Source organism: Halalkalibacter oceani (genome assembly GCF_040544555.1).
Lineage (GTDB): Bacteria > Bacillota > Bacilli > Bacillales > Bacillaceae_D > Halalkalibacter > Halalkalibacter oceani.
Genome location: NZ_JBEPKD010000021.1, coordinates 1 through 25,218, shown reverse-complemented (window position 1 = coordinate 25,218; position 25,218 = coordinate 1). Strand labels below are relative to the sequence as shown.

22 protein-coding genes are annotated in these 25,218 nt (G+C 49.0%); all 22 read right to left on the bottom strand.

Annotation, left to right across the window (positions count from 1 at the left end):
- Complete coding sequence (locus ABMB67_RS17915) at window positions 1-1,182, bottom strand: ATP phosphoribosyltransferase regulatory subunit (protein ID WP_251223384.1); 1,182 nt, start codon at window positions 1,180-1,182, stop codon at window positions 1-3.
- Between the two features lie 270 nt (window positions 1,183-1,452).
- On the bottom strand, window positions 1,453-2,691 hold the full coding sequence (locus tag ABMB67_RS17910) for a Zn-dependent hydrolase (protein WP_251223385.1): 1,239 nt from the start codon (window positions 2,689-2,691) through the stop codon (window positions 1,453-1,455).
- 217 nt (window positions 2,692-2,908) lie between these two features.
- Entirely contained in the window at window positions 2,909-3,214 is a 306-nt protein-coding gene (locus ABMB67_RS17905; protein WP_251223386.1) for a putative quinol monooxygenase, read from the bottom strand.
- Between the two features lie 74 nt (window positions 3,215-3,288).
- Window positions 3,289-3,765 (bottom strand): 2-thiouracil desulfurase family protein, encoded by a 477-nt coding sequence (locus tag ABMB67_RS17900; RefSeq protein ID WP_354572918.1) that lies wholly within the window; start codon window positions 3,763-3,765, stop codon window positions 3,289-3,291.
- 259 nt (window positions 3,766-4,024) lie between these two features.
- Window positions 4,025-4,501, bottom strand: coding sequence for a thioredoxin family protein (locus ABMB67_RS17895; RefSeq protein WP_354572917.1), 477 nt, complete (start codon window positions 4,499-4,501; stop codon window positions 4,025-4,027).
- Window positions 4,502-4,918: a disulfide oxidoreductase gene (locus ABMB67_RS17890; RefSeq protein WP_251223389.1), complete on the bottom strand. Its 417-nt coding sequence runs from the start codon at window positions 4,916-4,918 to the stop codon at window positions 4,502-4,504.
- A gap of 74 nt (window positions 4,919-4,992) precedes the next feature.
- Entirely contained in the window at window positions 4,993-5,502 is a 510-nt protein-coding gene (locus tag ABMB67_RS17885; RefSeq protein ID WP_354572916.1) for an acyltransferase, read from the bottom strand.
- A complete protein-coding gene (gene ppaX, locus ABMB67_RS17880) occupies window positions 5,499-6,146 on the bottom strand; it encodes a pyrophosphatase PpaX (protein WP_251223391.1) in 648 nt (215 codons plus the stop codon). The genes ABMB67_RS17885 and ppaX overlap by 4 nt, the downstream gene beginning before the upstream one ends.
- Window positions 6,136-7,089 (bottom strand): nucleoside recognition domain-containing protein, encoded by a 954-nt coding sequence (locus tag ABMB67_RS17875; RefSeq protein WP_251223392.1) that lies wholly within the window; start codon window positions 7,087-7,089, stop codon window positions 6,136-6,138. The genes ppaX and ABMB67_RS17875 overlap by 11 nt, the downstream gene beginning before the upstream one ends.
- Window positions 7,090-7,118: 29 nt before the next feature.
- A complete protein-coding gene (gene lgt / locus ABMB67_RS17870; RefSeq protein WP_251223393.1) occupies window positions 7,119-7,979 on the bottom strand; it encodes a prolipoprotein diacylglyceryl transferase in 861 nt (286 codons plus the stop codon).
- Window positions 7,980-7,993: 14 nt separating this feature from the next.
- Window positions 7,994-8,932, bottom strand: coding sequence for an HPr(Ser) kinase/phosphatase (gene hprK / locus ABMB67_RS17865; RefSeq protein WP_251223434.1), 939 nt, complete (start codon window positions 8,930-8,932; stop codon window positions 7,994-7,996).
- Window positions 8,933-9,151: 219 nt separating this feature from the next.
- Window positions 9,152-9,496 carry a phage holin family protein gene (locus ABMB67_RS17860; RefSeq protein ID WP_354572915.1) on the bottom strand — a complete coding sequence of 115 codons (345 nt, stop codon included), beginning with the start codon at window positions 9,494-9,496 and terminating at the stop codon, window positions 9,152-9,154.
- Window positions 9,493-9,699, bottom strand: coding sequence for a PspC domain-containing protein (locus ABMB67_RS17855; RefSeq protein WP_251223395.1), 207 nt, complete (start codon window positions 9,697-9,699; stop codon window positions 9,493-9,495). Before ABMB67_RS17855 ends, ABMB67_RS17860 begins: the two co-directional genes overlap by 4 nt.
- 10 nt (window positions 9,700-9,709) lie before the next feature.
- Window positions 9,710-10,801: a DUF4097 family beta strand repeat-containing protein gene (locus ABMB67_RS17850; RefSeq protein ID WP_251223396.1), complete on the bottom strand. Its 1,092-nt coding sequence runs from the start codon at window positions 10,799-10,801 to the stop codon at window positions 9,710-9,712.
- Window positions 10,802-10,990: 189 nt separating this feature from the next.
- On the bottom strand, window positions 10,991-13,867 hold the full coding sequence (gene uvrA / locus ABMB67_RS17845) for an excinuclease ABC subunit UvrA (RefSeq protein ID WP_354572914.1): 2,877 nt from the start codon (window positions 13,865-13,867) through the stop codon (window positions 10,991-10,993).
- Between the two features lie 5 nt (window positions 13,868-13,872).
- On the bottom strand, window positions 13,873-15,855 hold the full coding sequence (gene uvrB / locus ABMB67_RS17840; RefSeq protein ID WP_251223398.1) for an excinuclease ABC subunit UvrB: 1,983 nt from the start codon (window positions 15,853-15,855) through the stop codon (window positions 13,873-13,875).
- Window positions 15,856-16,227: 372 nt separating this feature from the next.
- Window positions 16,228-16,452, bottom strand: coding sequence for a DUF2198 family protein (locus ABMB67_RS17835; protein WP_251223399.1), 225 nt, complete (start codon window positions 16,450-16,452; stop codon window positions 16,228-16,230).
- 78 nt (window positions 16,453-16,530) lie between these two features.
- Window positions 16,531-17,286, bottom strand: coding sequence for a flagellar motor protein MotB (gene motB, locus ABMB67_RS17830; RefSeq protein ID WP_354572913.1), 756 nt, complete (start codon window positions 17,284-17,286; stop codon window positions 16,531-16,533).
- Window positions 17,279-18,079, bottom strand: a complete 801-nt coding sequence (gene motA, locus ABMB67_RS17825) for a flagellar motor stator protein MotA (RefSeq protein WP_251223401.1) — start codon at window positions 18,077-18,079, stop codon at window positions 17,279-17,281. Before motA ends, motB begins: the two co-directional genes overlap by 8 nt.
- Before the next feature lie 385 nt (window positions 18,080-18,464).
- Window positions 18,465-19,649, bottom strand: coding sequence for a PDZ domain-containing protein (locus ABMB67_RS17820; RefSeq protein ID WP_354572912.1), 1,185 nt, complete (start codon window positions 19,647-19,649; stop codon window positions 18,465-18,467).
- 231 nt (window positions 19,650-19,880) lie between these two features.
- The gene (locus ABMB67_RS17815; RefSeq protein ID WP_390189131.1) at window positions 19,881-21,353 is read right to left on the bottom strand and encodes a S41 family peptidase; all 1,473 of its coding nucleotides are present in this window, start codon (window positions 21,351-21,353) and stop codon (window positions 19,881-19,883) included.
- Between the two features lie 421 nt (window positions 21,354-21,774).
- A complete protein-coding gene (locus tag ABMB67_RS17810) occupies window positions 21,775-24,879 on the bottom strand; it encodes an S-layer homology domain-containing protein (protein WP_354572911.1) in 3,105 nt (1,034 codons plus the stop codon).
- Between the last annotated feature and the right edge of the window lie 339 nt (window positions 24,880-25,218).

The window sequence follows — 25,218 nt, the reverse complement described above, 5'->3', positions numbered from 1 at the left end:
TTACGCCTCTCCTCTCTTTGCCTTTCCAATATAATAGAGCACATCAGCAAACTGCTCAGACATCCGGTCGACATCGACGACGCCGGCTATATCCTGCAGAATGACCGCTTCGCCCATCTCCCGTAATCGCGCCGCCTCCTGAAAAGCCTCGGCCCGTCTTTCCTTGCTGAACATAATACATGTTTGCTTTGGCTTTGGCGCAGTTTTTCCGATTGCTTCGACCAGCAAGTCCAGTCTCAGACCAAATCCGGTCGCCTGCCCCGGCCGCTTAAACTTGCCAAGCAGCTCATCATATCGTCCGCCACTGCAAAGCGGGACACCGAGCTTGCTGCCATAGCCTTCAAAAACCGCTCCCGTATAATAGCTCATATGCAGGACGAGGTTTAAATCAAGCTTGACGAAATCCTCAATGCCGTAGCTTTCCAGAACATTCCACAATTCCTCCAGCTCGGCCAATGCCGACATTCCCTGCTCGGTCGAAATTAACTCTTTCGCTGAGTCAAGTGTATCTTTGCCGCCGCGCAGCTTCAGCAAACCGAGAAGCCGACGCTGGTCAATCGACGATAATGGCAGGTTTTTCACATGCTCACGAAAGCCGACATAATTTTTTTCATACAGAAATCTGCGTAACGTATCGGCCCGTTCAGCATTGCCGACAATATCAAGCAAAAGAGCGTTCACATAGCCAATATGCCCGATCGCTACCTTAAAATGTGACAAGCCGGCCCGCTTTAACGAAGCGATCATTAGCGCAATGACTTCTCCGTCAGCGCTGACTGTGCCATCGCCGATCAGCTCCACTCCAAGCTGTTCAAATTCGGCAGGCTTCCCTCCCTCATGCTGCTGGGCACGGTAAACATTTGATTGATAGGCGAGGCGCAATGGGTAGGCGGCCTGCTTTAAGCTAGAAGCGACCAGTCTGGCAATCGGCGCAGTCATATCCGGCCGAAGGACCAGCGTATTTCCCTGCTGATCAAGCAGTTTAAAAAGCTGCTGATCCAAAATCGCCGAAGCGACACCAACGGTCTCATAATATTCCAACGTCGGCGTCTCAATCAGTTGATAGCCCCATGCTTCCATTTCTGCTTCCAGCTGTGTCCGTATTTGCTTTTTCGTCTCATACATTTCAGGTAACGTATCCCGCATTCCTAGCGGCTTTTCAAACATAAACGGCTTTGACATTACTGAACCCCCATTTCACTTTCTTTACGTCTATCATTATATTTTACTTTAGTTCGCTAATATGCTACCAAGATAAAGCATATTCATAGTGTACTCTTCTCCTCGTAGCCCGTCAACAAAAAATCTCCCCCAATTTTATCACATTTCAGTCAATTTCCCCTCTTTTCCTCGAAAGAAGAAACGACTATCTCGGCAAATGAAAAAAAGGAGTGTGTCAAAAGGATTTGTTTCCTTTTGGCACACCCCGCTAAGGCAGTGAAGTCTGGATTATTAGGCCTTTTTTTCGAGCATTGTCATCACTGTTTCGAGCAATACATTGACGCCCTTTTCACAATCTTCCCATGTTGTCAGCTCCTCCTCACAATGGCTTTTCCCATTCTTACTGCGAACAAAAACCATCGCTGACGGGATGTAGCTGGCGAGAAATTGCGCGTCGTGACCAGCTCCGCTCACCATTCGCTTGTACGGATAGTCGAGCGACTTGACTGATTGCTCAAGCTGATTGCATATTTCCTCATCAAACCAGACGGTATCCCGGCTCCATAGCTTCGTTACGCTGACTTCGCAGCCTTCATGATCCTCCATTGTCGCAATTCCCTGTACGATCTCCTCGACCCGGCGAATCTCCTCTGCATCCTTATGCCTTGCCTCCAGCGTAAATACAACCTTATTCGGGATGACCGTATGAATATTCGGCCAAACATTCATCCTCCCCATCGTATAGACGAGCTCCGGATCAAGTTGATTTAATTGCTGCCGCGCCTTTGTAATGAAATGATTTGCTGCAAAAAGAGCATCCTTTCTCATCCCCATCGGCGTCGTCCCGGCATGATCTGATTCTCCGCTCACTTCAATTTCATAGCAGACCATCCCCAAGACACATTCCACCACCCCGACCGGCAGTCCCTCGCTTTCAAGTACAGGCCCCTGTTCAATATGAAGCTCGAGAAAAGCCGCCGCTTCCCTGAGCCGGTTTCTTTCATCACCGGCATAGCCGATTTCATCGAGCGCTTCTCTAAAGGTAACGCCGTCCGTGTCCCGCTTTTCCATCATCGCCGCTTTATCAAATTTACCGGAAAGAACGCCTGATGCCATCATCGACGGTTCAAAGCGCGCCCCCTCTTCATTGGTCATATTGACAATTGTAATTGGAACTTGTGGCTTCACCTGATGGTCAACTAACGTCCGAACGATTTCCAAACCGGCTAGCACACCAAGCACGCCATCAAAGCGACCACCCTTTTTCACCGAATCAAGATGGGAACCGATCACAATCGGCGGTTTATCCTCGACTCCGGCAAGCGTCGCATAAATGTTTCCCATGTCATCAACTTTGACCTCCATGCCCAGCTCCTTACAGCATGAAACAAAATGATCGCGCGCCAGTCGATCCTCTTCAGATAACGCCAACCGGGTCACTCCATTTCCTTCCGTCCTCCCAAAATCGGCAAACTGCTCTAACGACTTTCGTAACCGCTCTCCGTTGATGACCAGCTTTTGCTTCCTCATTTCCTTTCACTCCTCGGTATCTTTTTTAGCAGCATGATATTATTAAATCATTAACTTGTATATTAATATCATTATTACATAAAATATTTAATTTGACTATTAATAATTTACTATTCTGAATTATTATTGGTTTCTTAGACCGGGCTTTAACCTAAAAGCAAAGCCCATACCGAAGAGATCTGCCTCTTCGGTATGGGCTGGCGTGACTTGCAGACTATTATTGCTGGGGCAGCTTGACAGCGAGAACATCGACACTTTCAATCGTTGGCGGCTGTGTGAAGAAATCGGGGGCGTTTCTCATCAATTCTTCGGCAACAAGTCCCGATAAATGCCTTTGTCGACCCGCATCATCGGGAAAGGCGTTAAAGATCCCGTATGTCGTCGGTCCGAGGCGCAAGGCGAACCATGCCACCGTTTCTTCTTCGCTTTGAATAATCGGCAAACTTCCACGCAGAAACGTTTCAATCTCGCCCTCCTTTTCAGGCTTGGCTTCCAACCGTACATACAATCCGACATTCACCATACTTCCGTCCTCCTTTTCGTATCACATGCAGCATGCTACCTTCTCTTACGCTTATACCCCGCTCGTTTGATCTGCTAAACCTTTTTACTTTGTTCGCGCAACCATTGCGCCGCGTCAGCTTCCGAAAGAACCTCGATACCGTGCCGCCGCAATAAGGCGGTCGTCACCCCGCTGCCAGCGATACGCCGATCACGGAATTGTCCGTCATAAATCAGCGCGCTGCCGCAGGAAGGACTGCTTTCTTTCAAAATCACCGCTTTCGCCCGCAGCTCTTTCACGACACGGAATGTCCTTTGTGCGCCTGCAATGTATTGGGCCGTCACATCCCGGCCTGATTTCTCAACTACCTTCGCCCGCCCGGCAAGAACATCATTCCCGTCTCCGCCGACAATTTCCGCCGGATCGCGTGGAGTGTCAAAGCCTCCAAGAAGCTCCGGACAAAGGGCCAGCGCCTTCTTTTCACTGACTAATCTTCTAATCTCTTTATGTAAGCTGTCCGTCCCATTATAACGAACCGGCTGCCCCGCCAAACATGAACTCACAACAATCATCCAACCCCCACCTCCCATTAAACAAACGTTTACTTAATAGAAAAACACGCTCTTCGTTTTTCAATTTTGAAGCAATGTGCAGAACCGCCACGATCTTTTAAAGTCCGGTGTGAGTGGCAAGAAAAGCCATTGCCAATAGGTCAACCGCTAGCTTTGTCTCAAGCTCTGCCCAGCACAAAACCACTGCCCCTTCCAAAAACCGCAACAGAAAAAGGCTGCCCCTTAGGCATACTTCGCCCGTGGTGCAACCTTTATGTGCTTATGATGCGCTGTCAGCACGCTCACTGAGCCACTGCTCGTATTCTTCTTTCGTTTGCGAGCTTTCGAGCCGTGATTCTTCTTCCCCATTTTCAAAGTGAATCACGGTCGGCGTCACGTTAATGCCAAAGTCCGCCCACGCCTCTTCAAATTCAAGCACGTTAAGCAGTTCAAGATTTACGCCTATTTCTTCCGCTGTCGGAACAAGCACAGGGCTCGTCTGTTGACAAGCCGGACAAGTCGGCGAATAGAAATAAATCGTTTTGTCTTCCCCATTCTCAAGGCTGGCCTGCAGCTCGTCCGGCAAAATGATATTTTGATACAGCGGGTCATCGAGCTGCTTTATCGTACTCGGGTCAAGGCGTTCTTTTCCAAATGGATTTCCTTCTGACGCCTGCTGCGATTTCATTGAAGTGACGATAACCAAAGCGGCGAATAAAACGACAACAATTCCGCCGTAAACCAAAAGCTTCTTCATTTACTTTCCTCTCCTCTTCACTAACATAACCATACAAATCGTGATTCCCACAAAAGCGGTTAAGGCAAGAAATGGAATCGTAATAAAACCGGCATAATTAATATACTCCATTGCACACGGAACAAGGCCGCAGGAATCGGTCTGGCCCAACGCATCAACCTTTTGCAGCAAATAATGATAAATCGAGAAGCCCATGCCAATCACGGCCAACGGCAGCACATAAAAAGCAGCAGCGGTCTCTTTTCTAATCAGCGCAACCCCGAGAATAATCGGGATGGGGTACATAAAAATCCGCTGAGTCCAGCACAATTCACATGGTATATAGCCAACAATCTCAGAAAAATACAAACTGCCAAGCGTGGCAATCAAAGACAAGAGCCAAGCGATCATCAGCAGCTGCTCATTTTGTTTACTCATCTCTCTTCCCCACTTTATCTCCAGCGTCCACGTTCATTTTACACAGCCCCACTTACAAAAGTAAAGTTATATGATTACCGTTCTTCCTCCGGCTGACTTGTCACGCTGCGAATCACTCTCATCGGATTGCCGCCAACAAAAGTGCCTGGAGCCACATCTTTATGAACGAGCGTTCCCGCCGAGACGATTGCGCCGCTGCCGATGGTCACGCCGGGCAGGATCGTTGTATTTGCCCCGATCATCACCTCATCACCGATCACCACATCACCGAGGCGATACTCTTTAATGAGATACTCATGGGCCAAAATTGTCGTATTGTAGCCGATAATCGTGTTGCGCCCGATTGAAATCTTCTCGGGAAACATAATATCCATCATCACCATTAACGCGACCGCTGTTTCCTCACCGACTTTCATCTTCAAAAATGTTCGATAGAGCCAGTTTTTCAGACGAGGCCAGGGCGTATAACGGGCCAGCTGGATAATGATGAAATTTTTCATGACTTTCCAAAAAGGAACCGTTTTGTAAATATGCCAGAGTGAATTCGCCGTTTCAACAGGAAAACGCTCTGTTTTTCTGCTCATGATTCGTCCGCTCCAATGATCGCCAGCAGATCGCGCATATTCGATAAAATATAGTCAGGCTGATAAGAGCGAATGTTTTCCTCTCCTTTAATCGACCAGCCGACGATCGCCGTTGGAATGCCGAGGTTCTTACCGGCCTGCACGTCATAGTGGCTGTCACCGATCATCATCGCCGTTTCCTTGCTTGCGCCAAGGGCGGCTAACGCTTTTTCCAAAGGCTCGGGATCCGGCTTCGCTTTTGTCACATCATCGAGACCGATGACGACGTCAAAAAATTGGTCAAGCCCTGTCAGCTTCAGTCCCATCAAAGCAGTCTTTCTAATTTTCGTCGTCACGATCGCCAGCTTATAGCCTTGCTCGTGAAGGCGTTCGACCGTTTCATACACGCCTTCGTATTCCTCGACCAGTTCATCATGCTTTTCATGATTGAAGGCGCGGTACGTCGCAATCATCTCATCAACCCGCTCGGCATCAACTTTGCGGAAGCTGTCAATTAAAGGGGGACCGATAAAGTCAATCGCATGCTCGCGTGTATATTCGCCTGGCTTATATTTGTCAAGCGTATGAAGAAATGAAGCGATAATCAGTTCATTTGTATTAATTAACGTGCCGTCTAAATCAAAGAGTAGTGTCTCAATATTCATAGCTCGTTTCCTTTCTCTCCAGCTTTTGTTTTTTCTCAACCCGGTCCCAAATGACGGAAATCGCCAGCGTCAGCAAAATCGCGGTAACGATGCGGATAATCAAGAGCGGCCATACTGGAATACCGAGCGGAATGAAGATTAATGTATCTTCAACGACGGCATGACAGGCGACAAGAAAGATGACGATCAAATACATATCTTTTTTGGAAATCCCGTCTTCTTTAGCGGCTTGAATGATCACGCCGGCTCCGAATGCCAAGCCGATCGTCAGGCCGGAGACTAATGTTGTTGACGTATTTTCCTGCACGCGCAGCAGCTTCGTTAACGGCCTCATCGCTTTCGCCATCACTTTAATCCAGTTCCGCTCCTTCATCACCTGAATCACAACCATTAACGGGATGACGATTAACGCAAGCTGAAAAATCCCGAGCGCCGCGCTTGTGACGCCGTCCCAGCCAATCGCCAGCCAGCTGTTGAGCTCCGGCTGCTGAGCAGCGGATACAAAGCCGTATTGGGCCATTTCCTGGCCGCCCTGCCAGAAAAGATTGATGACAAACGCAGCGACGATTGCCAGCCCGATGCGCACGGCAAGGATGACCGACATCCGCACCCCGACTTTGGCGGCTACTGCCGACTCTACGAGCAAATTATGTGAGAATGAAAGCATCACAGCAAGAATGAAGACTTCCTTGACGGTTAAGTCCATCGTCAAAATCGCGCCGATTCCAGCGTATAAATTTAAAATATTCCCCAGGACAAGCGGAATCGCCGCCTCGCCCGGCAAGCCGATCCAGCCCATTACCGGCGCCAGTAGTCGCGCGATCCAATCAAGAACCGGCGTATGGCCTAAAATCGTCACGATCAGCGTAATCGGGAATATAATCTTGCCTAATGTCCAAGTCGTTTCCAACCCGACGCGCAAGCCTCTCTTTACTACACCCATTTGTCTCTCCTCCACTCTTTTCTCTCCAGTTATTTCTTCTTCTTTTTTGAGCGTCCTTTCCGCTGCTGCTTAGGTGGAAGAGCCGGATCGTGATAGCGCGGAGTGTCCGCCTGTTTCCGGCGATAAATCCAAAGAATGACCGCACCGACGATCAGGACGACCGAAATAACCTGAGCGGTTCTGAGCACGCCGCCAATCAGCAAATAGTCTAACCGGATTCCTTCGATCACAAAGCGGCCGACTGAATACCAGATGACGTACGTGAAAAAGATTTCCCCTTGAAGCAGGTTGAGACGCCGTAAATATAAAAGCAGGACAACGCCCGCCAGACTCCACAATGATTCATAAAGAAAGGTTGGATGATAATAAGTACCATCAATATACATTTGATTAATAATAAACTCCGGCAACAGCAGGCCTTCAAGAAATTCTCTCGTGACGGGGCCGCCGTACACCTCCTGGTTCATAAAGTTCCCCCAGCGGCCAATGGCCTGCCCGAGCAGAATGCTAGGTGCCGCAACATCAGCGAGCTGCCAAAAGGAGAGGTTGTGTTTTTTTGTGAAGAAATAAGCTGTCAGCACCCCGCCGATCAGCGCTCCGTGAATCGCAATTCCGCCTTCCCATATATAGAAAACGCGAATCGGATCGTCGGCAAACTGCTCCCAGCGGAAGATGACATAATAAATCCGGGCCGAAATAATCGAAATCGGAATCGCATAAAGAAGCAGATCGGCGAATGTTTCCTTCGGCATTCCCCGCTTAACGGATTCCCTCGCTGCCAGTAAATAGCCAAGCAGGACGCCGACACCGATAATCACCCCGTACCAGTAAATCCGAATCGGACCTAATTCAAGAAAAATCCTACTTAATGGTTCAATTGTTTCCTCCATCTTGCCACCTCATTTTATTTAAATTCATCATGATCGCCGGCCTCAATAACGCCCGTTAACCGTTCGGAAAACTCCTGTGCCGCATCAAAGCCAAGCCGCTTCAAACGGAAATTCATCGCCGCGACTTCAATAATAACGGCTAAGTTTCGTCCAGGACGGACAGGCACCGTCAGCTTCGTCACTTCAGTATCGATAATCCTCATTTTTTCTTCTTCAAGCCCCAAGCGGTCATAGGCTTTGTTCTGATCCCACAGCTCGAGATGAATACAGAGGGTGATCCGCTTATAAGGCCGTACCGCCCCTGCGCCGAACAACGTCATGACATTAATAATACCGAGTCCTCTAATTTCAAGCAAATGCTTGATCAAATCCGGAGAACGCCCGACCAATGTCCCTTCATTCTCCTGGCGAATCTCGACTGAATCATCAGCGACGAGACGATGCCCCCTTCTGACTAAATCAAGGGCGGTTTCGCTTTTTCCGACGCCGCTATTTCCAGTAATCAGGACGCCGATTCCATAAATATCGACTAACACACCGTGAACCGCCGTCATCGGCGCCAGCTTACTTTCAAGATAGGTTGTAATAATACTACTTAATCGCGTTGTCGGCATGCTGGAACGCAAAATCGGCACACCAAACTCCTCGGCTGCCTGGAGCAGCTCTTTCGGCGCTTCCAAATCACGGGAAATGACAATCCCCGGTGTGTCATATGTACAGAGCTTTTCCATCCGGTTCTCTTTTTCTTGATCGCTCAACTGCTTAAAGAAGCCAAGCTCCGTCCGTCCAAGCAATTGAAGACGTCTTGCCGGATAGTAGGTGAAGTACCCGGCCATCTCAATTCCCGGCCGTGAAATATCGCTCGTCGTAATCGGGCGATAAATCCCTTCTTCACCAGCTAAAAGCTCGAATTGAAAATCCTCCAGTAAATTATTTGCGGTTACCTTATCCACTGCTAGTTCCCTCGCTTTCACGTAAGCTTCCTAACCGTTTTCCTATCTTATACATCCTATATATTAGCACAAAACCTGACAGAAATCCGAAAAGTCCATTGGTCTAAAAAGCAAAGAGCCTGGACCAAAAGGTTCGTTGTCCCTTTTGGCCCAGGCCTTCAACTTGGCATGTAAGCTGAAACGGAAAGCAGGAATAGGTGAGCTGCCACGTTGTCGTCCCTATCCTTTTTGGATCGGCTTCACGACGAATGACTGGATTAACGCGATCAGAACAGCCGCTATAATAGCCGTCCCCAAGCCGCTAACCGTAAAGGCATCGCCCATCAAAGCAGCGGTTAACAACAAGGTGAATGCGCTGATTACGAATAAAAACAAACCGAGTGTCAAAATCGTAATCGGCAGCGTAAGCACAATGAGGATCGGCTTGACAATCGCATTAACAATTGACAAGAGAAAACTGGCGATAATCGCTGCTGTAAAACCGGAAAGCTCAAAGCCGTCGAACAGATAGGAGATCCCAATTAAAATAACAGCATTGAGTAACAGACCGGCTAACCACCTCACGCCTGATTCACGTCCTCGTCATTCGGGATGATCGCGGCGGCAATCACATAGCCGATCACCATTGGAAAACCAACCGTCACAATTAATAAAAACACAGCGATCAGCCGGATAATCGTCGCGTCAATCGAGAAATATTCCGCCAATCCCCCGCAGACACCGGCAATTTTCCGGTCGTACTGCGATCGATAAAGTCGCTTCTTCACTTTCCTCACCTCATTCGTATAAATCCTTCACATGAATGGATCCTGTATTTGTCAGCGCATTGATTTTGACACGCGGAGAAGAGTCCTGATTGCCGATAAAGCTTAATGTTTTCTGGGCAAACTCTTTTTTCTCCTCCAGCACTTCATAGTCTGCAAGCCCAACGGCGAAGCTGCCAACATTCGTTTTTAGCTTTCCTTCGACCCGAAGCTTCTTCGGCACGAACAAATGAACGCTGCCGGTCGTCGCCTTCAAATCCGCGTAGCCTGATTCAGTCAGCCCTGCCATTTCATACGTGATCGAGCCGTTGACGGTTTCCGCGTCGAGATCTTGAATCGTACCGGCTAAGGTGATGCCTCCGTTAATTGTTTTTACATCAATGACATCAATCGTCGTATCCTTATATTCAATTGCCCCATTAACCGTTTCGGCGATCACCTTTTTCGCCTGGACCTGTTCAAAGGAAATCGCGCCATTCATCGCATTGACATCCAATGTGTCAGCGTCGATTCCCTTTCCATTTATTTGACCGTTAAACGTATACAGCTTAATATGGTCGAAGGTTGTCCGCGGCACATAGACAGTCGCCTGCACCTTCATCGATTTTGTTTTCGTATGGAACATCAGCTTATTTTCATTCACCCGGAACGTTGACTGCTGTAAGAAAAAGCGTCGTGCCTCTTCGCTGTCCTTCACCCGGTAAACCTTTGCCTGGCACTCAATCCGCACATCGGGTTCATCCCATGGCTGGAAAGACAATGAACCGTTCTCCAGCGAAATATCGAGCGCTGTCGGCGAGCTTTCGCGATGCTGAAAAATGTGGTCAATCTCAATCGCCGGCCCAAAGTTGAAGTCCAGATCAACATCCTTAATCTTCTGAATCGTGCTTTCGATAAAGGAAGTGAACATATTGGCGGCAGAAGTCGTCGTCTGACGGGCCCGCTTCCGGTAGCTCTCTCCTTCATCCCAGTTCACTTTCGTGGAGACACCCGTCTCCTGCTGCTCCTTCTCTCCCTTATCAATGGCTTCCAACAGCTTGAGACCTTCTTCTGCTGTAATCTTTCCATCCTCAATCATTTTCAAAATCATTTTACGTTCTTCCATGATTCGACTCACTCCTTAATTGGTGAAATCAGACAGCTATCAGTAACATCCCACTCTACCATTGTTATACGGACGAAAAAGGCAACAGGTTTCAACAACCGGGCAAAACTTTACATAGTTTCTTCATTGTTCGACATACCCGTCTGGCAGCCATCAAAAACAACTTCTTACAAGTCACTCTAGTTTATACTACTGTTGACTCTGTAATTCCTTTTCTTTTATCCGCTCTTCCATTCTTGCGCGGTCACGTTCAAGAATCGGCTTCAAATAGCGCCCTGTATAAGAACCCTTGACCTCAGCCACCTGTTCCGGTGTCCCCTCAGCGACAATTTGTCCTCCTTTATCGCCGCCTTCCGGTCCGAGGTCGATGATATGATCAACCGTTTTAATCACATCCAGATTGTGCTCAATCACAAGCACCGTATCGCCGTTATCCACGAGACGCTGCAACACCTTCAACAGCCGGTCAATATCATCGACGTGCAGTCCCGTCGTCGGCTCATCGAGAATATAAATCGTCCGTCCCGTCGCCCGCTTATGAAGCTGGGAAGCGAGTTTAACCCGCTGGGCTTCCCCGCCGGAGAGCGTCGTCGCCGGCTGACCAAGGCGGACGTAGCCAAGTCCGACATCGACGAGCGTCTGGATTTTACGCTTGATCTTCGGAATGTTGGCGAAAAACTCGACGGCCTCCTCGACGGTCATTTCCAGGACATCGGCAATCGTTTTTCCTTTATACTTGATTTCCAATGTTTCGCGATTATAGCGTTTGCCGCCGCATACTTCACAAGGAACATAGACATCCGGTAAAAAGTGCATTTCGATTTTAATAATCCCGTCGCCGCGGCACGCTTCACAGCGGCCACCTTTCACATTGAAACTGAAGCGGCCCTTTTTGTAGCCCCGTACCTTCGCTTCGTTCGTCATCGCGAACACATCGCGAATATCGTCAAATACGCTTGTATACGTCGCCGGATTGGAGCGCGGCGTCCGTCCGATCGGCGACTGGTCAATATCAATCACCTTGTCGATTTCCTCAAGGTCGACAATCTCCTTGTGCTCACCAGGCTTATCCTTCGCACGGTGCAGCTTTTGCGCCAACGATTTATAGACAATCTCATTAATTAACGTGCTCTTGCCCGAGCCGGAAACACCGGTAACGGCGATAAACTGACCAAGGGGAAAAGAGACCGTTACATTTTGCAAATTGTTTGCACTTGCTTTTTTCACCGTGAAGCTCCGGCCATTCGACGGTCGGCGTGAAGCTGGAACGGGAATGAATTTCTTCCCCGACAAATATTGTCCCGTTAATGACTGATCATTTTCCTGAATTTCAGCCGGCGTTCCTGCGGCTGTAATGTAACCGCCGTGAATCCCGGCTCCCGGCCCAATGTCAATAATATAATCGGCGGCCATCATCGTATCTTCATCATGCTCGACGACGATCAGCGTATTGCCAAGGTCACGCATATGCTCAAGCGTTTTAATTAGGCGGTCATTATCACGCTGGTGCAAGCCGATGGACGGCTCATCAAGAATATAAAGCACACCCATTAAAGAGGAACCGATTTGCGTCGCGAGGCGGATCCGTTGCGCTTCGCCGCCTGATAATGTTCCCGCCGCCCGTCCGAGAGACAAATAATCAAGACCGACATTCACGAGAAAGCCAAGCCGGTCATTAATTTCCTTTAAAATAAGACGGGCAATTGCCGTTTCTTTTTCAGTCAGCTCCAGGCTCTCGAAGAAGCGCATCGCATCCTTTACAGAGAGCGAAGAGACTTGGCCGATATGCTTCCCGCCGATAAACACTGCCAAAGCTTCGCGCTTTAAACGATACCCTTTACAAGTCGGACAGTGTTTCTGCGTCATATAGGCTTCCATCAGCTCGCGAATATAATCAGAGCTTGTTTCGTGATAGCGCCGGGCAATATTCGGAATCACGCCTTCAAAAACGATCATATTCTCACGCACTTGTCCAAATTCATTTTCATAGCGGAAATAAATCTTCTCTTTGCCGCTGCCGTATAAAATTTTTTCAAATTGCGCCTCGGGAATCTGCTCAACCGGAGTATCGAGGTCAATCCCGTAGTGCTCGGCAACCGCCGCAAGCAGCTGTGGATAATATTGCGAGCTTGTCGGCTCCCACGCGGCAATCGCATGCTCACGCAACGTCTTAGTCCGATCCGGTACAACAAGCTCTGGATCAACTTCCAGCTTCACACCAAGTCCGTCACATGAAGGACAAGCGCCAAACGGGCTGTTAAATGAAAACATCCGCGGTTGAAGCTCCGGTATCGAAAACCCGCATTCCGGGCAGGCGTGATGCTGACTAAATAACAGTTCTTCGTCATCAATCACATCAACGAGCACCCGGCCATCAGCCAAAGCGAGGGCGGCCTCCAATGAGTCAGCAAGCCGGGTTTCGATTCCTTCTTTAATCACGATCCGGTCAATGACAACTTCAATGCTGTGTTTTTTATTTTTTTCCAATTCAATATCTTCGGCAATCTCACGCATTTCTCCGTCAACCCGGACCCGGACATAGCCCTGCTTCTTCATTTCCTCCAACACTTTGACATGGGTTCCTTTCCGGCCGGACACGAGCGGAGCGAGAATTTGCATCTTCGTCCGTTCAGGGTATTCAATCAGACGATCAACCATTTGCTGAATCGTTTGCGAAGAAATCTCAATCCCGTGCTTCGGACAAACCGGACGCCCAATCCGCGCATACAGCAGACGCAAATAATCAAAAATCTCCGTCACTGTGCCAACAGTTGAACGCGGGTTGCGGCTTGTTGTTTTCTGGTCAATCGAAATGGCCGGAGACAAGCCTTCAATCGCATCGACATCCGGCTTATCCATCTGGCCCAAAAACTGGCGCGCGTACGCCGAGAGCGACTCGACATACCGTCTCTGCCCTTCGGCGTAAATCGTATCAAAAGCCAAAGAGGACTTTCCTGAGCCCGACAGTCCTGTCAATACGACAAGTTTATCCCGCGGAATGGTCACATCAATGTTTTTTAAATTATGAGAGCGTGCTCCTTTTACGACGATCTTTTCTAATGCCAAGGTCCTCACCCTTCCGCTTTCAATTCAAGAACAAGGTCACGAAGCTCAGCCGCCCGTTCAAAATTAAGATTACGCGCTGCTTCTTTCATTTCCTGTTCCATTCGTTCGATCATTGCTTTTCTGTCTTTTTTGCTTAATGAGGCTGCAGCTGGTGCGCCATAGCTTTTTGCTTCTGCATCCTCCGCGACCATTGTCGCCTGAATCACATCCGGGATGCTCTTCTGAATCGTTTTCGGCGTAATGCCGTGCTTGCGATTATGCTCTTCCTGAATGGTCCGGCGTCTCGCCGTCTCATCGATGGCAATCCGCATCGAATTCGTGATTTTATCGGCATACATGATGACATGACCGTTTTCATTTCGCGCCGCCCGTCCAATCGTTTGAATGAGGGAACGCTCGGCCCGGAGAAAGCCTTCCTTGTCCGCGTCAAGAATCGCGACGAGCGATACTTCAGGAATATCAAGCCCTTCCCGCAACAGGTTAATTCCGACCAGCACGTCAAACGAGCCGAGCCGGAGCTGACGAATAATTTCAATCCGCTCAAGCGTCTTCACTTCCGAGTGAAGATAGCGGACCCGGATGCCGATTTCTTTCAAATAATCGGTTAAGTCTTCCGACATTTTCTTTGTTAACGTTGTCACAAGCACCCGTTCATTACGCGCTGTGCGCAAGTGAATTTCCTCAATCAAATCATCTATTTGTCCTTCGATCGGTCTGACATCAATCGTCGGATCAAGCAATCCTGTCGGCCGGATGATCTGCTCGACCATTTTCGGTGTATGCTCCAGCTCGTAAGGACCCGGAGTCGCCGAGACATAAACAGCCTGATGGACTTTCGCTTCAAACTCTTCAAACCGGAGCGGACGATTATCCAGGGCGGAAGGCAGACGGAAGCCGTGATCGACTAAAACCTGTTTCCTCGCCCTGTCTCCGTTAAACATCCCGCGCACCTGTGGCAAGGTGACATGAGACTCGTCGGCGATAAGGAGAAAGTCGTCAGGAAAGAAATCGAGCAACGTGTACGGCGTTGCACCGGCTTCACGCAATGTAAGATGGCGGGAGTAATTCTCAATCCCTGAGCAAAAACCCATTTCACTCATCATCTCAAGATCATAGCGCGTACGCTGTTCAAGCCGCTGTGCCTCCAACAGCTTCCCTTGGTCCTTCAGCTCCTTCAGTCTTTCCTCCAGCTCGACTTCGATATTGGCGATTGCTTTTTTCAGCTTTTCTTCCCGCGTAACGAAGTGGGAAGCCGGGAAAATCGCGACATGATTACGCTCTCCCTTAATCTCGCCCGTCAGAGCATCGACTTCGGTCATCCGGTCAATTTCATCACCAAAAAACTCGACCCGGATGCACTGTTCATCGCGAGAGGCGGGAAAGATCTCAACAACATCGCCGCGAACGCGGAAAGTTCCGCGGACGAAGTTGATGTCATTTCGATCATATTGGATATCGACGAGATTACGCAAAAGCTCATTGCGGTCCATCTCCATTCCGACGCGGAGAGAGACGACGAGATCACGATATTCTTCCGGCGACCCTAACCCGTAAATGCACGAGACACTGGCGATAATAATCACATCTCTCCGCTCAAATAAGGCGCTTGTCGCCGAGTGACGCAGCTTATCAATTTCATCATTGATGCTGGCATCCTTTTCTATAAACGTATCAGAGCTTGGCACATAGGCCTCCGGCTGATAGTAATCGTAATAACTGACAAAGTATTCAACTGCATTATTCGGGAAGAATTCTTTAAACTCACTGTAAAGCTGCCCGGCAAGTGTTTTATTATGAGCCATCACAAGCGTTGGTTTATTCACTGCCTGGATCACATTCGACATCGTAAACGTCTTCCCTGTCCCCGTCGCACCGAGTAAAGTTTGATGCCTTTCGCCTCTTTGCAGCCCTTCAACGATTTCCGCAATCGCCCGGGGCTGATCACCCTGCGGCTCATACGGGGACACAAGTTCAAACGATCGCTCCAACGATATAACCTCCTCCGAATCTCTATCTTCTCAGCATAGCACTGTTGCCGAATCTTTAAACAATATCGTTATTTTCCTTTCCTTTTCCTCTTAAAAGAAAACAGATTCCTCTATGAGAACAAACATAATTATACCATAGCCACTTTAAAAAAACACAAACAAAGCGAACGAATGTGCTTATTTTTTTGTCAGGATTTTCAAATAGAAGCTGCTGAAAAAGTGAAAATCATACTTTTTCTGCAGCTTCATTATGAGTGGGTGGCGGGTGAAGCCATGAAGCGAGGAGTCTTTACGCCATCCGCGTAACATTCTTACCTATTAAAATAGCCTAAAACAAAAGGGAACTATCACCCTTTTGTTTTAGGCTTGCTTCTACATTCCTTGTATTCGTTTCAACCTTTTTTTCGCTACGGCAAAGCCCCCGGCAAATGACAGCAGTGTCAGAATCATGATTGGCCACGGCTGGGCATGGCTGTCAAGGACGACAAAGAGCACCATAAAAGTCACGATACAAGCTCCCAGCAAACTAAACGTTATCCGGGTCACCACAACCATTAAGAGAAACGGGGCGAAAAGTGCCAGTCCTACATCGATCATTCGTTTGTCCTACCCCTTTACCTCTTACTCAGTTCGTTTACACGATCCGCTTTCTATCGTACCATACTTCGCCTTCTTTTACCTCTCACTAAGACTTTCATTCGGCAGGATTAACACTTCCACCCTGCGGTTTCTCTCTCTGCCCTCCGGCGTATCATTCGAGGCAACCGGCTGGTATTCACTATAGCCGGTGGCGCTTAACAGGCTTGGATCAAGCTCTTCATTCTCAAGCAGGATTTTCGTGAAATTCAACGCTCTATCAGCACTTAAATCCCAATTGGACCGGTACTTTGCATTTTGAATCGGCACGTTATCCGTATGACCGGCGACGACAATGCGGCGCGGTGGATCTGAAATAAGCAAATCTGAAATTTGCTCGACCACATTGAGCGCATCCTCACGAATTTCCGCGCTGCCGGAATGAAACAGAGCCTGGTCAAGAATCGTCAACAGCAGACCGTCCGCCGACAAGCTCGTTTGCAGCTCCGAGCTGAGGTCGTTTTCTTCTATGTAGAGATCAATTTGCCGCTTCAGCTCTTCCAGTTCCCGCCGTTCCGTTGACACAGCCCGACCTTCTTCTCCGGAAACCCCCTGCCTTACTTCTTCCATCCCGGAGTTAACAGGTGACGGGACAGGCTGCTCCAGCAAGCCTCTTCCTCCTTGAAAGGTTTCATTGAACGTAATCATCATCTGTTCATACCTTTCCGCATCAACCGAACTGACAGCAAATAAGACGATGAAAAGAGCGAGAAGCAATGTCAGCATGTCCGCATACGGAATCAGCCACGTCTCATCAATATGCTCTTCATGATGCTTTTTTCGCCTTTTAGCCATTTACACTCTCCCCCTGGTTGACTGCTTCTCCCCGTTTTGCTTTTTCATCCAATGACAAGTACACGAGCAGCTTGTCTTCCAAAGCACGTGGCGAAATCCCGGCCTGAATAGAGAGAACACCTTCAATCATCAAACTTTTCTGCGTTAACTCCAGCTTCGATTTACGCTTTAATTTATTCGCAAATGGATGCCAAAGCACATAGCCCGTAAAAATACCGAACAGCGTAGCGACAAATGCCGCCGAAATCGCGTAGCCGAGCGCCTCAATATCATTCAAATCACCGAGAGCAGCAATTAAGCCCATCACGGCGCCGAGAACACCGAGAGTCGGCGCATACGTCCCTGCCTGAGTGAAAATCGCCGCCCCCGAGGCATGACGCTCTTCCATCACTTCAAGCTCGACCTCCATCGTATCGCGAATGAAATCCGGGTCCAACCCATCAACCACCATCTTCATTCCCTGCTTTAAAAACGGTTCCTCAATTTGCTCAATTTCATTTTCCAGGGCGAGCAGCCCTTCTTTTCGCGCCATTGCGCTAAGACTCACAAATAGCGTAATCAGTTCAGACGTGTTTGGAATCTGCTGTCTTTGAAAAATCACTTTAAATAGCTTTGGAATCCGCTTTACATCCTCCGACGGAAAACCGATTAAAATCGCCGCCGCCGTCCCAACTAAAATAATCGTTATAGCAGCTGGGTTAATCAGGACCATCAAGCTGGTCCCTTTAAAGACCATACTAATTATCACAGCTGCTACACCAACTATTACGCCTAAAATAGACATCTTATCCATTCGTCACTTCACCCATTCCTTTTTCCTTGCGATTTGTTGACCCTACTCCCCCTCACCGAAGTCAAATGTCACCTCCGTGCGTTCAGGTATCTCCCCATCAGTTGTACCAGTGACTTCTCTCCTATCAGAAAAGTTTCACTTTTTCTATTAACATACCATCATTTTCAAAGAAAAACAAAAGGTTCCGAGATTTTTCAACATAATTCTTTGCCACAATAGTGCTTAAGTCTCTAAATTTATCCAAATTTCGACTCATTGAGGGGAGGACTTTGTCAAAAAAAGAAAAAAGCAGCTCTTCCTTTCTGTTTGATTTCCACAGAAAAAGAAGGGCTGCTTCGGTGAGGCCACTGAAAAACGTCCGTTTTCATAACTCGAAGAACACGCCTTAAATAATAGAATCCTGAAGCTGGATGTCGTCTTTTACGAGCAGGACACCGAGCTGGTGGTGTCCGCCATCATAGATCGCGCCTTGAGCAAAGCGAAGCTCTCCTTCATGGGTAAGAATCTCCAGCTTACAAAAAGCCGAGTTTTGCTGGAGAGCCTCATAAAAGTTCTCATCGGTTGAAACCGGCTGTCCGTTTACTTTTACAATGATTTCTCCAATTTCAAGATTCATTTTCTCAGCCGGACTGCCAGGAAGAACGCCAAGAACGACACAGCCTTTTTCTTTCGCCGAGAAGAAATCAGGCTGTTTTTCGTCCTTTTCCTTTGCCAGAAGCCAGATCAGCTCACGACCGGCGATGACCGCAGCACCAAGGACAACCGCCACATACGGGCTGTAGTAGCTCGCCGCTGCAAGGCCGCCTAAAATGAGACCGAAAAAGAATAGCCGGTTGCCGTGCTGCCTAATTGGAATATGCGGCAATGTCGCCTTTATCCGCTGTTGAAAGCCGAATAAAAGTGGAAGAAGAACAGGTTGCCAGCCTCCATCGCCGATTTGCAGCACAGGCCAATAAGAAAAGGAAGGGAGAAGTCCATCAGGGATAAAAAAGAGAACCGGTACGACCCAAAGCCGCTTTGCCTCATGGAAACCGACCCATTTCCCCCGCTTGCTTCTTCGTAGCTTCGGCGAAGAAAAGCGCGCCCCATTCGTCCGAATCAGAATCCCTTCTGCTATAACAAATAAGGACGCTAAGCCGGCTAGAGCGAAAAGAGGAATGAGCGTAATTCGTTCATAAACGCCGGCAAGCATCGAACTTTCGCCGAGCCACGGTTCCATCCCGTAGAAAAGAAGGCACAGGCCGAGCACGAAAGCCGGGCTGATCCAGCGCAGCTGGCAAGTCAATGCGGTGAGTACGTATAGAGCCGCCACCAAAAGCAGCCATTCGATCGTCACGACAACGCCGACTAAGCCGGTAATGAGGGAAAGCGCGACTCCCATAAGCAAAGCTGGAAGTAATGGGATTGTCCAATCCGCACGTTTCGAATAGACGCGCGTATGAAAAGATTCGCGTTCCCGCTTCACCCTGCCAGCAGATATGAAAGCAATGATGATAAAACCAAGATATAAAAGTGGGTTAGCTAGAAACGAAAGGATGAGCCAACCCAAGCTGCTCATTATGTCCATCATAGTCGGTTCTCCTTCAGCCTTCTGAATCGTAAATAAGAAACCAGCTGTATCGTTTTTTACACCAAAAAAGTTGCTCCATCTTTTAAAAGCCTAGAGAGGAGTAAGGTTCTCCTCTCTAGGCGAGTAGTGAACCAGCCATTGTCAATTCTTCGAAGGCTTTTATTATATCTCCTTCTTATTTCGACAAAGACTGTCTGTCTTCCTTTAATAGCCGATAAGTCATTTGCACGATTATCGTGAAGTGCCAGCCTGCTCCAGCACTAATTCAATTGCTGTTTGGAGCTGGCGATCATTTTCACGCTCCCGTACATTTTCTAAAATCTGCTGCTGCAGCAAATCGGCTGTTTCTTTCGTTAAATCACCCGTCGCTTCTAGCTCATGCGTCTGTTGAAAAGCGAGGACTGCCTGCTTTGTCTGCCCATCAAAATAGCCGTCCGTTCGCCCAGTTTCAAAGCCTAGACCTTTCAGCATGATCTGGGCGCTCTTGATTTGCTCATTCATCATATCCGCAGTCAACGGTTCTTCCAGCGTCAAAGGAGTTGTATAAAAATAGTCCGGCTGTCGCACTTCAACAGTAGGCTTAACCCCTTCGCCGTTAATATCATTCCCATCACTTGTCAGCCATCTGAATAAAGAAAGCTTTAGCTCACTGCCATCTCCTAAACGGATCGTCTGCTGAACCGTTCCTTTTCCAAAGGTTGTTTCTCCGACAACGTCATAACCGCCCCCTTCAATTAAGGCTGCCGCCAGAATTTCTGATGCCGAGGCAGAAGCGCCATCCGTAATCCCGACAATCGGATATGGCTTCGGTTCCTTGAGAGAAGACACATAGCGAACTTTCTCCCCATTACGGTTTTCAATTTGCACAATCGGCTGTTCATTCGGAATGACCAAGTCACCAATTTCTTCGACCGCATCCAAGTAACCGCCCGGATTCCCGCGTACATCAATCAGCAGTCCATCAATTCCTTCCGCTTCAAGACTGCTTAAACTTTCCTTAAAGCGTTCCGCTGTATCCTCGGAAAAAGAAGTGATTTCAAGCAGACCGACTTTCTTTCCGTTCTGTTCAATGATTTCCGAGCGGACTGTTTCAATCGGAATTTCATCACGTTCAACCGGCACCTCGATCAGTTCACTTGAACCGGCCCGTTCAATCGTCAGCCGAACCGTCGTCCCCTGCTCACCGCGGATTTTTAATACAGCCTCATACAAGGAAAGACCTTCAATTGACTCACCGTCAATTTCAATAATCTTGTCATTTGGCTGCAATCCGGCCCGTTCAGCCGGAGATTCCCGGAATGGCGCGACAATCGTCACCTTTCCGTCTGTCATGCTCACTTCGGCGCCAATTCCTTCAAAATGAGAACCAAGTGACTCAACAAATTGATTGGCTGTCTCCTGATCCATATAGACAGAGTAAGGATCTTCAAGCGTCCGCAGCATCCCCTCAATTGCACCCTCGATTAATTGCTGATCACTTACTTCCTCGACATACTGTTCCTGAATAATTGTCAGCGCCTTTTCAAATTTCTCAAGCAGTTCTTTGTCTGTTAGCTCAACAGAACTAGCTGCTTCCTCACTGCCACCGGTTGGCGAGACCGCATTTGACATTCCACCTTGATCAGACAGAAAGAAAAAGAGATACGCCCCCAGGGCCACTAAAGCAACACATACAATCAACGACTGTTTTCTTTTCACCTTCACCAACTCCCATTCCGTTTCAAAAACCGCTTCTCCTCAGCTCTTGAAAACAAAAAGCACCACACCACTAAACGTGTAATGCCTATTTTCCACACCAACGTTACATCCTGCCTGCTGTCTATCATTACCTTATGTCCAGCTTGTACCAGTTATGTTTTTTCAACATCATCATTTTAACAAAGATAGAGGATAAGTTCAAAGAACTGCCAATCATTTCTAAAGAAATAACGCTAAAGCCTTTCACGGAGCGAGTCTCGGCGTAAATGAGGCTGCCCCTCCAATTCATTCAAAAAAGGAAGCGCCCAAAGCTGTTTTCCTTTGAGCACTCCCTTTTTCTGTTTCTTCGTTCTACAATAAACTTTTTAAACACGTTTCACTGAACAAGCGGATAAACTCGCTCTGTCTACAAACAGATGCCAGTTGTTTATTCATTCCTTGCAGCCGCTTCAATGTTATTGAATGCCCAATGGCTCACTGGCACATCAGAAAAGCTCGGAGTCGTACCGACGTCGGTCGTATCCCGCTCAAAGAGACGGTTCAACACTGTGACGGCTTGGGCTCTTGTCAACGTCTCCGCCGGGAGGAAGGAATTGTCGCCGAATCCTTCCATCAGTCCCCACTCGCGGATTGCTTCAATCTCTTCCTTCGCCCAATGGTTCGGGTCTACATCCCGGTACGGGGCACCGTCTCCGTCCGCCGCTTCCTGGCAGCACTCTATCTCTCGCTCTGTCAGCCAGCGATAGGCGATCACGGCCATTTGCGCCCGGCTGATTGCTTCCTCGGGACGGAATTGACCGTTTGTATGCCCGTGCATAATCCCTTCCCGCTCGACCACGGCAATTTCCTCGTATGCCCAATGAGTGTCAGAAACGTCGATGTACCCTGTACCTCCACTTTTTTCATCTATACCGAGATGCCGGCCGAGCATCGCCGCCATTTGCGCCCTCGTGACCGCTTCATTCGGGCGGAATGTCCCATCGGGATAGCCTTCAATATACGGCGGCTTCACCTTCTCTTGCTCATCCACAATGCGCTCCGACCAGCCTGCCAGCTGGACGGCTGTGAAGGTGCTGAACTTATCGACCTCAAAGGTGAGCGCTTCTTCCGCCTCCTCCCCCGCATAAGGGACGAAGCTCGCCGGAACAAGCAGCTGTTCTCCATCACTATGTTCGATAAATACGACAATGTCTTCCCGGTTTGCCTCGGCCACTTCCGGTACCGGCAGCGTCAGGCCGACGCTACGTCCTTGAACATTCGTCGTCACCGTCACCGGCATGAAGAGAAGCTTGACGTCTGGATCATCGCTGACGCCCTCCTGCAAAGCTTTCTTCCTCACTTGTTCCATAAGCTCTTCCTCCTGCATTGGCTTTAGCTCAAAACGAAGGTCTTCAGTGAAATCCGCCATCGAGGAAGAAGGGAGAAAAATGCCCAGATAGGACGTAATGAACTCCACATCGACATTCGCTTCCTCTAACAATGCCCCCGCCCCTTCTGTCACCGTGATGGTCACCTGGGACACATCTTTTCCATCTGGTAGAAGAAAGCGAATCGGCTCAGAATGATCCCTTTGTTCTAGCAATGAGGCGATGAACGCCTCCGACAGCTCCAGCTCATCGCTACTCGTTCCATTCGGTTCTGTCGTCCGAATCACGAACAACTCCGACAGCTCTTTAGCATCTTCCACTCCATCCACCACGACGGGAACTTCCTCGGTAGTTGGTCTCGGGGCAGGACTAGGAGAACCACCGCCTCCACTGCTGCCGCCACCTCCGTCACTGCCTCGCTCGACGCGAACATCCACCATCGCCGTGAGATGATCCGGGTTTTCTACTCCTTCTGGCAGATCCAATGTGCCCGTAAACGTATATGTTCCGGCACGGTGCCGATCATATTCTGGATCACCGTCATCCCACGTGACAGCCAGCTTCATCGTACTTCCGCTCGCTAAGGTCACTTCCACCTCTTGTGGCAACCCAATATCAGCTAACGCCGTTCCAGCTCCGACACGAATATCGGTCAGGCTGTCTACTTCGGAAACCACGTCCGACCATTGCGCATACAGCACCGTATGCTCCGTAATCGGGAACGTATCTCCTTCCCTATAAACCGTTCCGCTCCCATCCATGCTGGTCGTCCAACCATCGAACGTATAGCCCTCTCTCACCAGATCATCGTGACCCTGTACAGTGACTGACTCTCCCATGGCGTAACGTTTGCCGTCCGTCGGGAGCACACCGCCCGTGTGCCCATTGCCATCATACGTCACAGCGACACGCAAATGGGGAAAACCGTCGTTGTAACCCTCATCCAGCGCCCAAACCGTCTCAAAATCCCAGTCTGCCTCTGTATAAGTCTCTTTCTGTTTCATGTCCTCCTCACTCACATGCGTACCATGCCCATTATCCCATGCCTGAAAATAGAAGGAATGCTCAATCGACCCGCCGAAGTTGGCTGCCAGGCCGCTAACAGAGCTTCCAGCTACCTCCCCAGTGGCATAGGCACGTAACACTGTTCCTCTATTTAAAGAAATCAGGCCGCTAGCATAGTATAAAGAATCTGTCAATGATCCTGTCGCATACACATCGGTCACGCTTCCTTCGTTTTGGCCAATCAGCCCGCCGGCGTGAGATTCACTGAGGATATCACCGGTTGCGTAGGACCGCGTCACTTCTCCATCGTTCCTACCGATCAGCCCACCGTTCGCTATATTAACACCATGTACGTACACGTCACCCGTAGCATAGGAATCCGAAACGCGCCCATCCACCTGATTCCGACCGATCAAACCTCCCGTTACACCAAGGCCTCCCATCGAGGGGACAGGACTGATTCTCCCTTCGACCTTCCCAAAGGCGCGGGAATAGGAGACCTCACCGGCATTATTACCAATCAGCCCGCCGGTAAAGTTTTCCCAGCCCCTCACTTCGACATCTGCGGTCGCATGGCTAACGCGGCCATCCTCTCCGAGAGAGCCGATCAGCCCGCCGACATGTTCATGTCCGCTCACGTCCCCCGACACGTCCACATTGGCGACACTTCCCGCACTGCTTATTCTTCCGGCTAACAACCCGACATACGTCTTGCCCACCGGATCATCGTCTGTCATCGTGTCGACGCTGGCCTCTGCCAAGATCAGATTCCGGATGGTTCCCCCCTCCACATAGCCGAATAGACCTTGATAATCCTCGTCTCTGTTAATTGTCAGGTTGGCAATCGTGTGCCCGCCGCCGTGCAAGGTTCCGGTAAAAGGAGCATCCCCCGTCCCAATCGGTTCCCAGCCCTCACCATCCGCATAGTCACTGAGATCAAGATCAGCGACCAGCCTGAAATGAGCGTCCAGATGATTGCGTACCTCGTTCAGTTGCCCGGCTGTGCCAATTTGATACGGATTTTCCGCGCTGCCGTCTCCGCCGGAAAAGGTGTCGGTGTCCGCCTGCACTTTCGGCGCACCGTCCATCAGCACGGAAGAGATCACAAGACTGCATACAATGAATAACATGATTCCTTTCTTAAACCGCTTCTCTCGCACCCACCTCTTTCCTTTATACACACCCTTTATTTTACAATAGTACGGAGAAAAAAAAGGTTATAGCTTGGTTAAAGGATGCCGCATCATGCTCTATCTTTTTCCAATATATACAATTTGTCATTCAGTAAAAGCAGCAGATTCTCTAATGTAGCCCGTAAACCCGTGTCATAATCTTCCTTTTTTAAACTTTCAATTTTATCGATCATCCATAATTAACTCTTCCCATTACAAAACCCCTTGCATAAATCGGATAGGAGGTTACTCATTAGTTGAGTAGCCGACCTTCCACACCACCGTACGTACCGTTCGGTATACGGCGGTTCCTAAGTTTACACCTTA

What these genes read in the sequence shown, in the direction of transcription:
- ABMB67_RS17915 (WP_251223384.1), bottom strand. Translation starts at nt 1,182, where the DNA reads ATGTCAAAGCCGTTTATGTTTGAAAAGCCGCTAGGAATGCGGGATACG.
- ABMB67_RS17910 (WP_251223385.1), bottom strand. Translation starts at nt 2,691, where the DNA reads ATGAGGAAGCAAAAGCTGGTCATCAACGGAGAGCGGTTACGAAAGTCG.
- ABMB67_RS17905 (WP_251223386.1), bottom strand. Translation starts at nt 3,214, where the DNA reads ATGGTGAATGTCGGATTGTATGTACGGTTGGAAGCCAAGCCTGAAAAG.
- ABMB67_RS17900 (WP_354572918.1), bottom strand. Translation starts at nt 3,765, where the DNA reads ATGATTGTTGTGAGTTCATGTTTGGCGGGGCAGCCGGTTCGTTATAAT.
- ABMB67_RS17895 (WP_354572917.1), bottom strand. Translation starts at nt 4,501, where the DNA reads ATGAAGAAGCTTTTGGTTTACGGCGGAATTGTTGTCGTTTTATTCGCC.
- ABMB67_RS17890 (WP_251223389.1), bottom strand. Translation starts at nt 4,918, where the DNA reads ATGAGTAAACAAAATGAGCAGCTGCTGATGATCGCTTGGCTCTTGTCT.
- ABMB67_RS17885 (WP_354572916.1), bottom strand. Translation starts at nt 5,502, where the DNA reads ATGAGCAGAAAAACAGAGCGTTTTCCTGTTGAAACGGCGAATTCACTC.
- ppaX (WP_251223391.1), bottom strand. Translation starts at nt 6,146, where the DNA reads ATGAATATTGAGACACTACTCTTTGATTTAGACGGCACGTTAATTAAT.
- ABMB67_RS17875 (WP_251223392.1), bottom strand. Translation starts at nt 7,089, where the DNA reads ATGGGTGTAGTAAAGAGAGGCTTGCGCGTCGGGTTGGAAACGACTTGG.
- lgt (WP_251223393.1), bottom strand. Translation starts at nt 7,979, where the DNA reads ATGGAGGAAACAATTGAACCATTAAGTAGGATTTTTCTTGAATTAGGT.
- ABMB67_RS17850 (WP_251223396.1), bottom strand. Translation starts at nt 10,801, where the DNA reads ATGGAAGAACGTAAAATGATTTTGAAAATGATTGAGGATGGAAAGATT.
- ABMB67_RS17835 (WP_251223399.1), bottom strand. Translation starts at nt 16,452, where the DNA reads ATGATCGATGTAGGACTGGCACTTTTCGCCCCGTTTCTCTTAATGGTT.
- motB (WP_354572913.1), bottom strand. Translation starts at nt 17,286, where the DNA reads ATGGCTAAAAGGCGAAAAAAGCATCATGAAGAGCATATTGATGAGACG.
- motA (WP_251223401.1), bottom strand. Translation starts at nt 18,079, where the DNA reads ATGGATAAGATGTCTATTTTAGGCGTAATAGTTGGTGTAGCAGCTGTG.
- ABMB67_RS17820 (WP_354572912.1), bottom strand. Translation starts at nt 19,649, where the DNA reads ATGATGGACATAATGAGCAGCTTGGGTTGGCTCATCCTTTCGTTTCTA.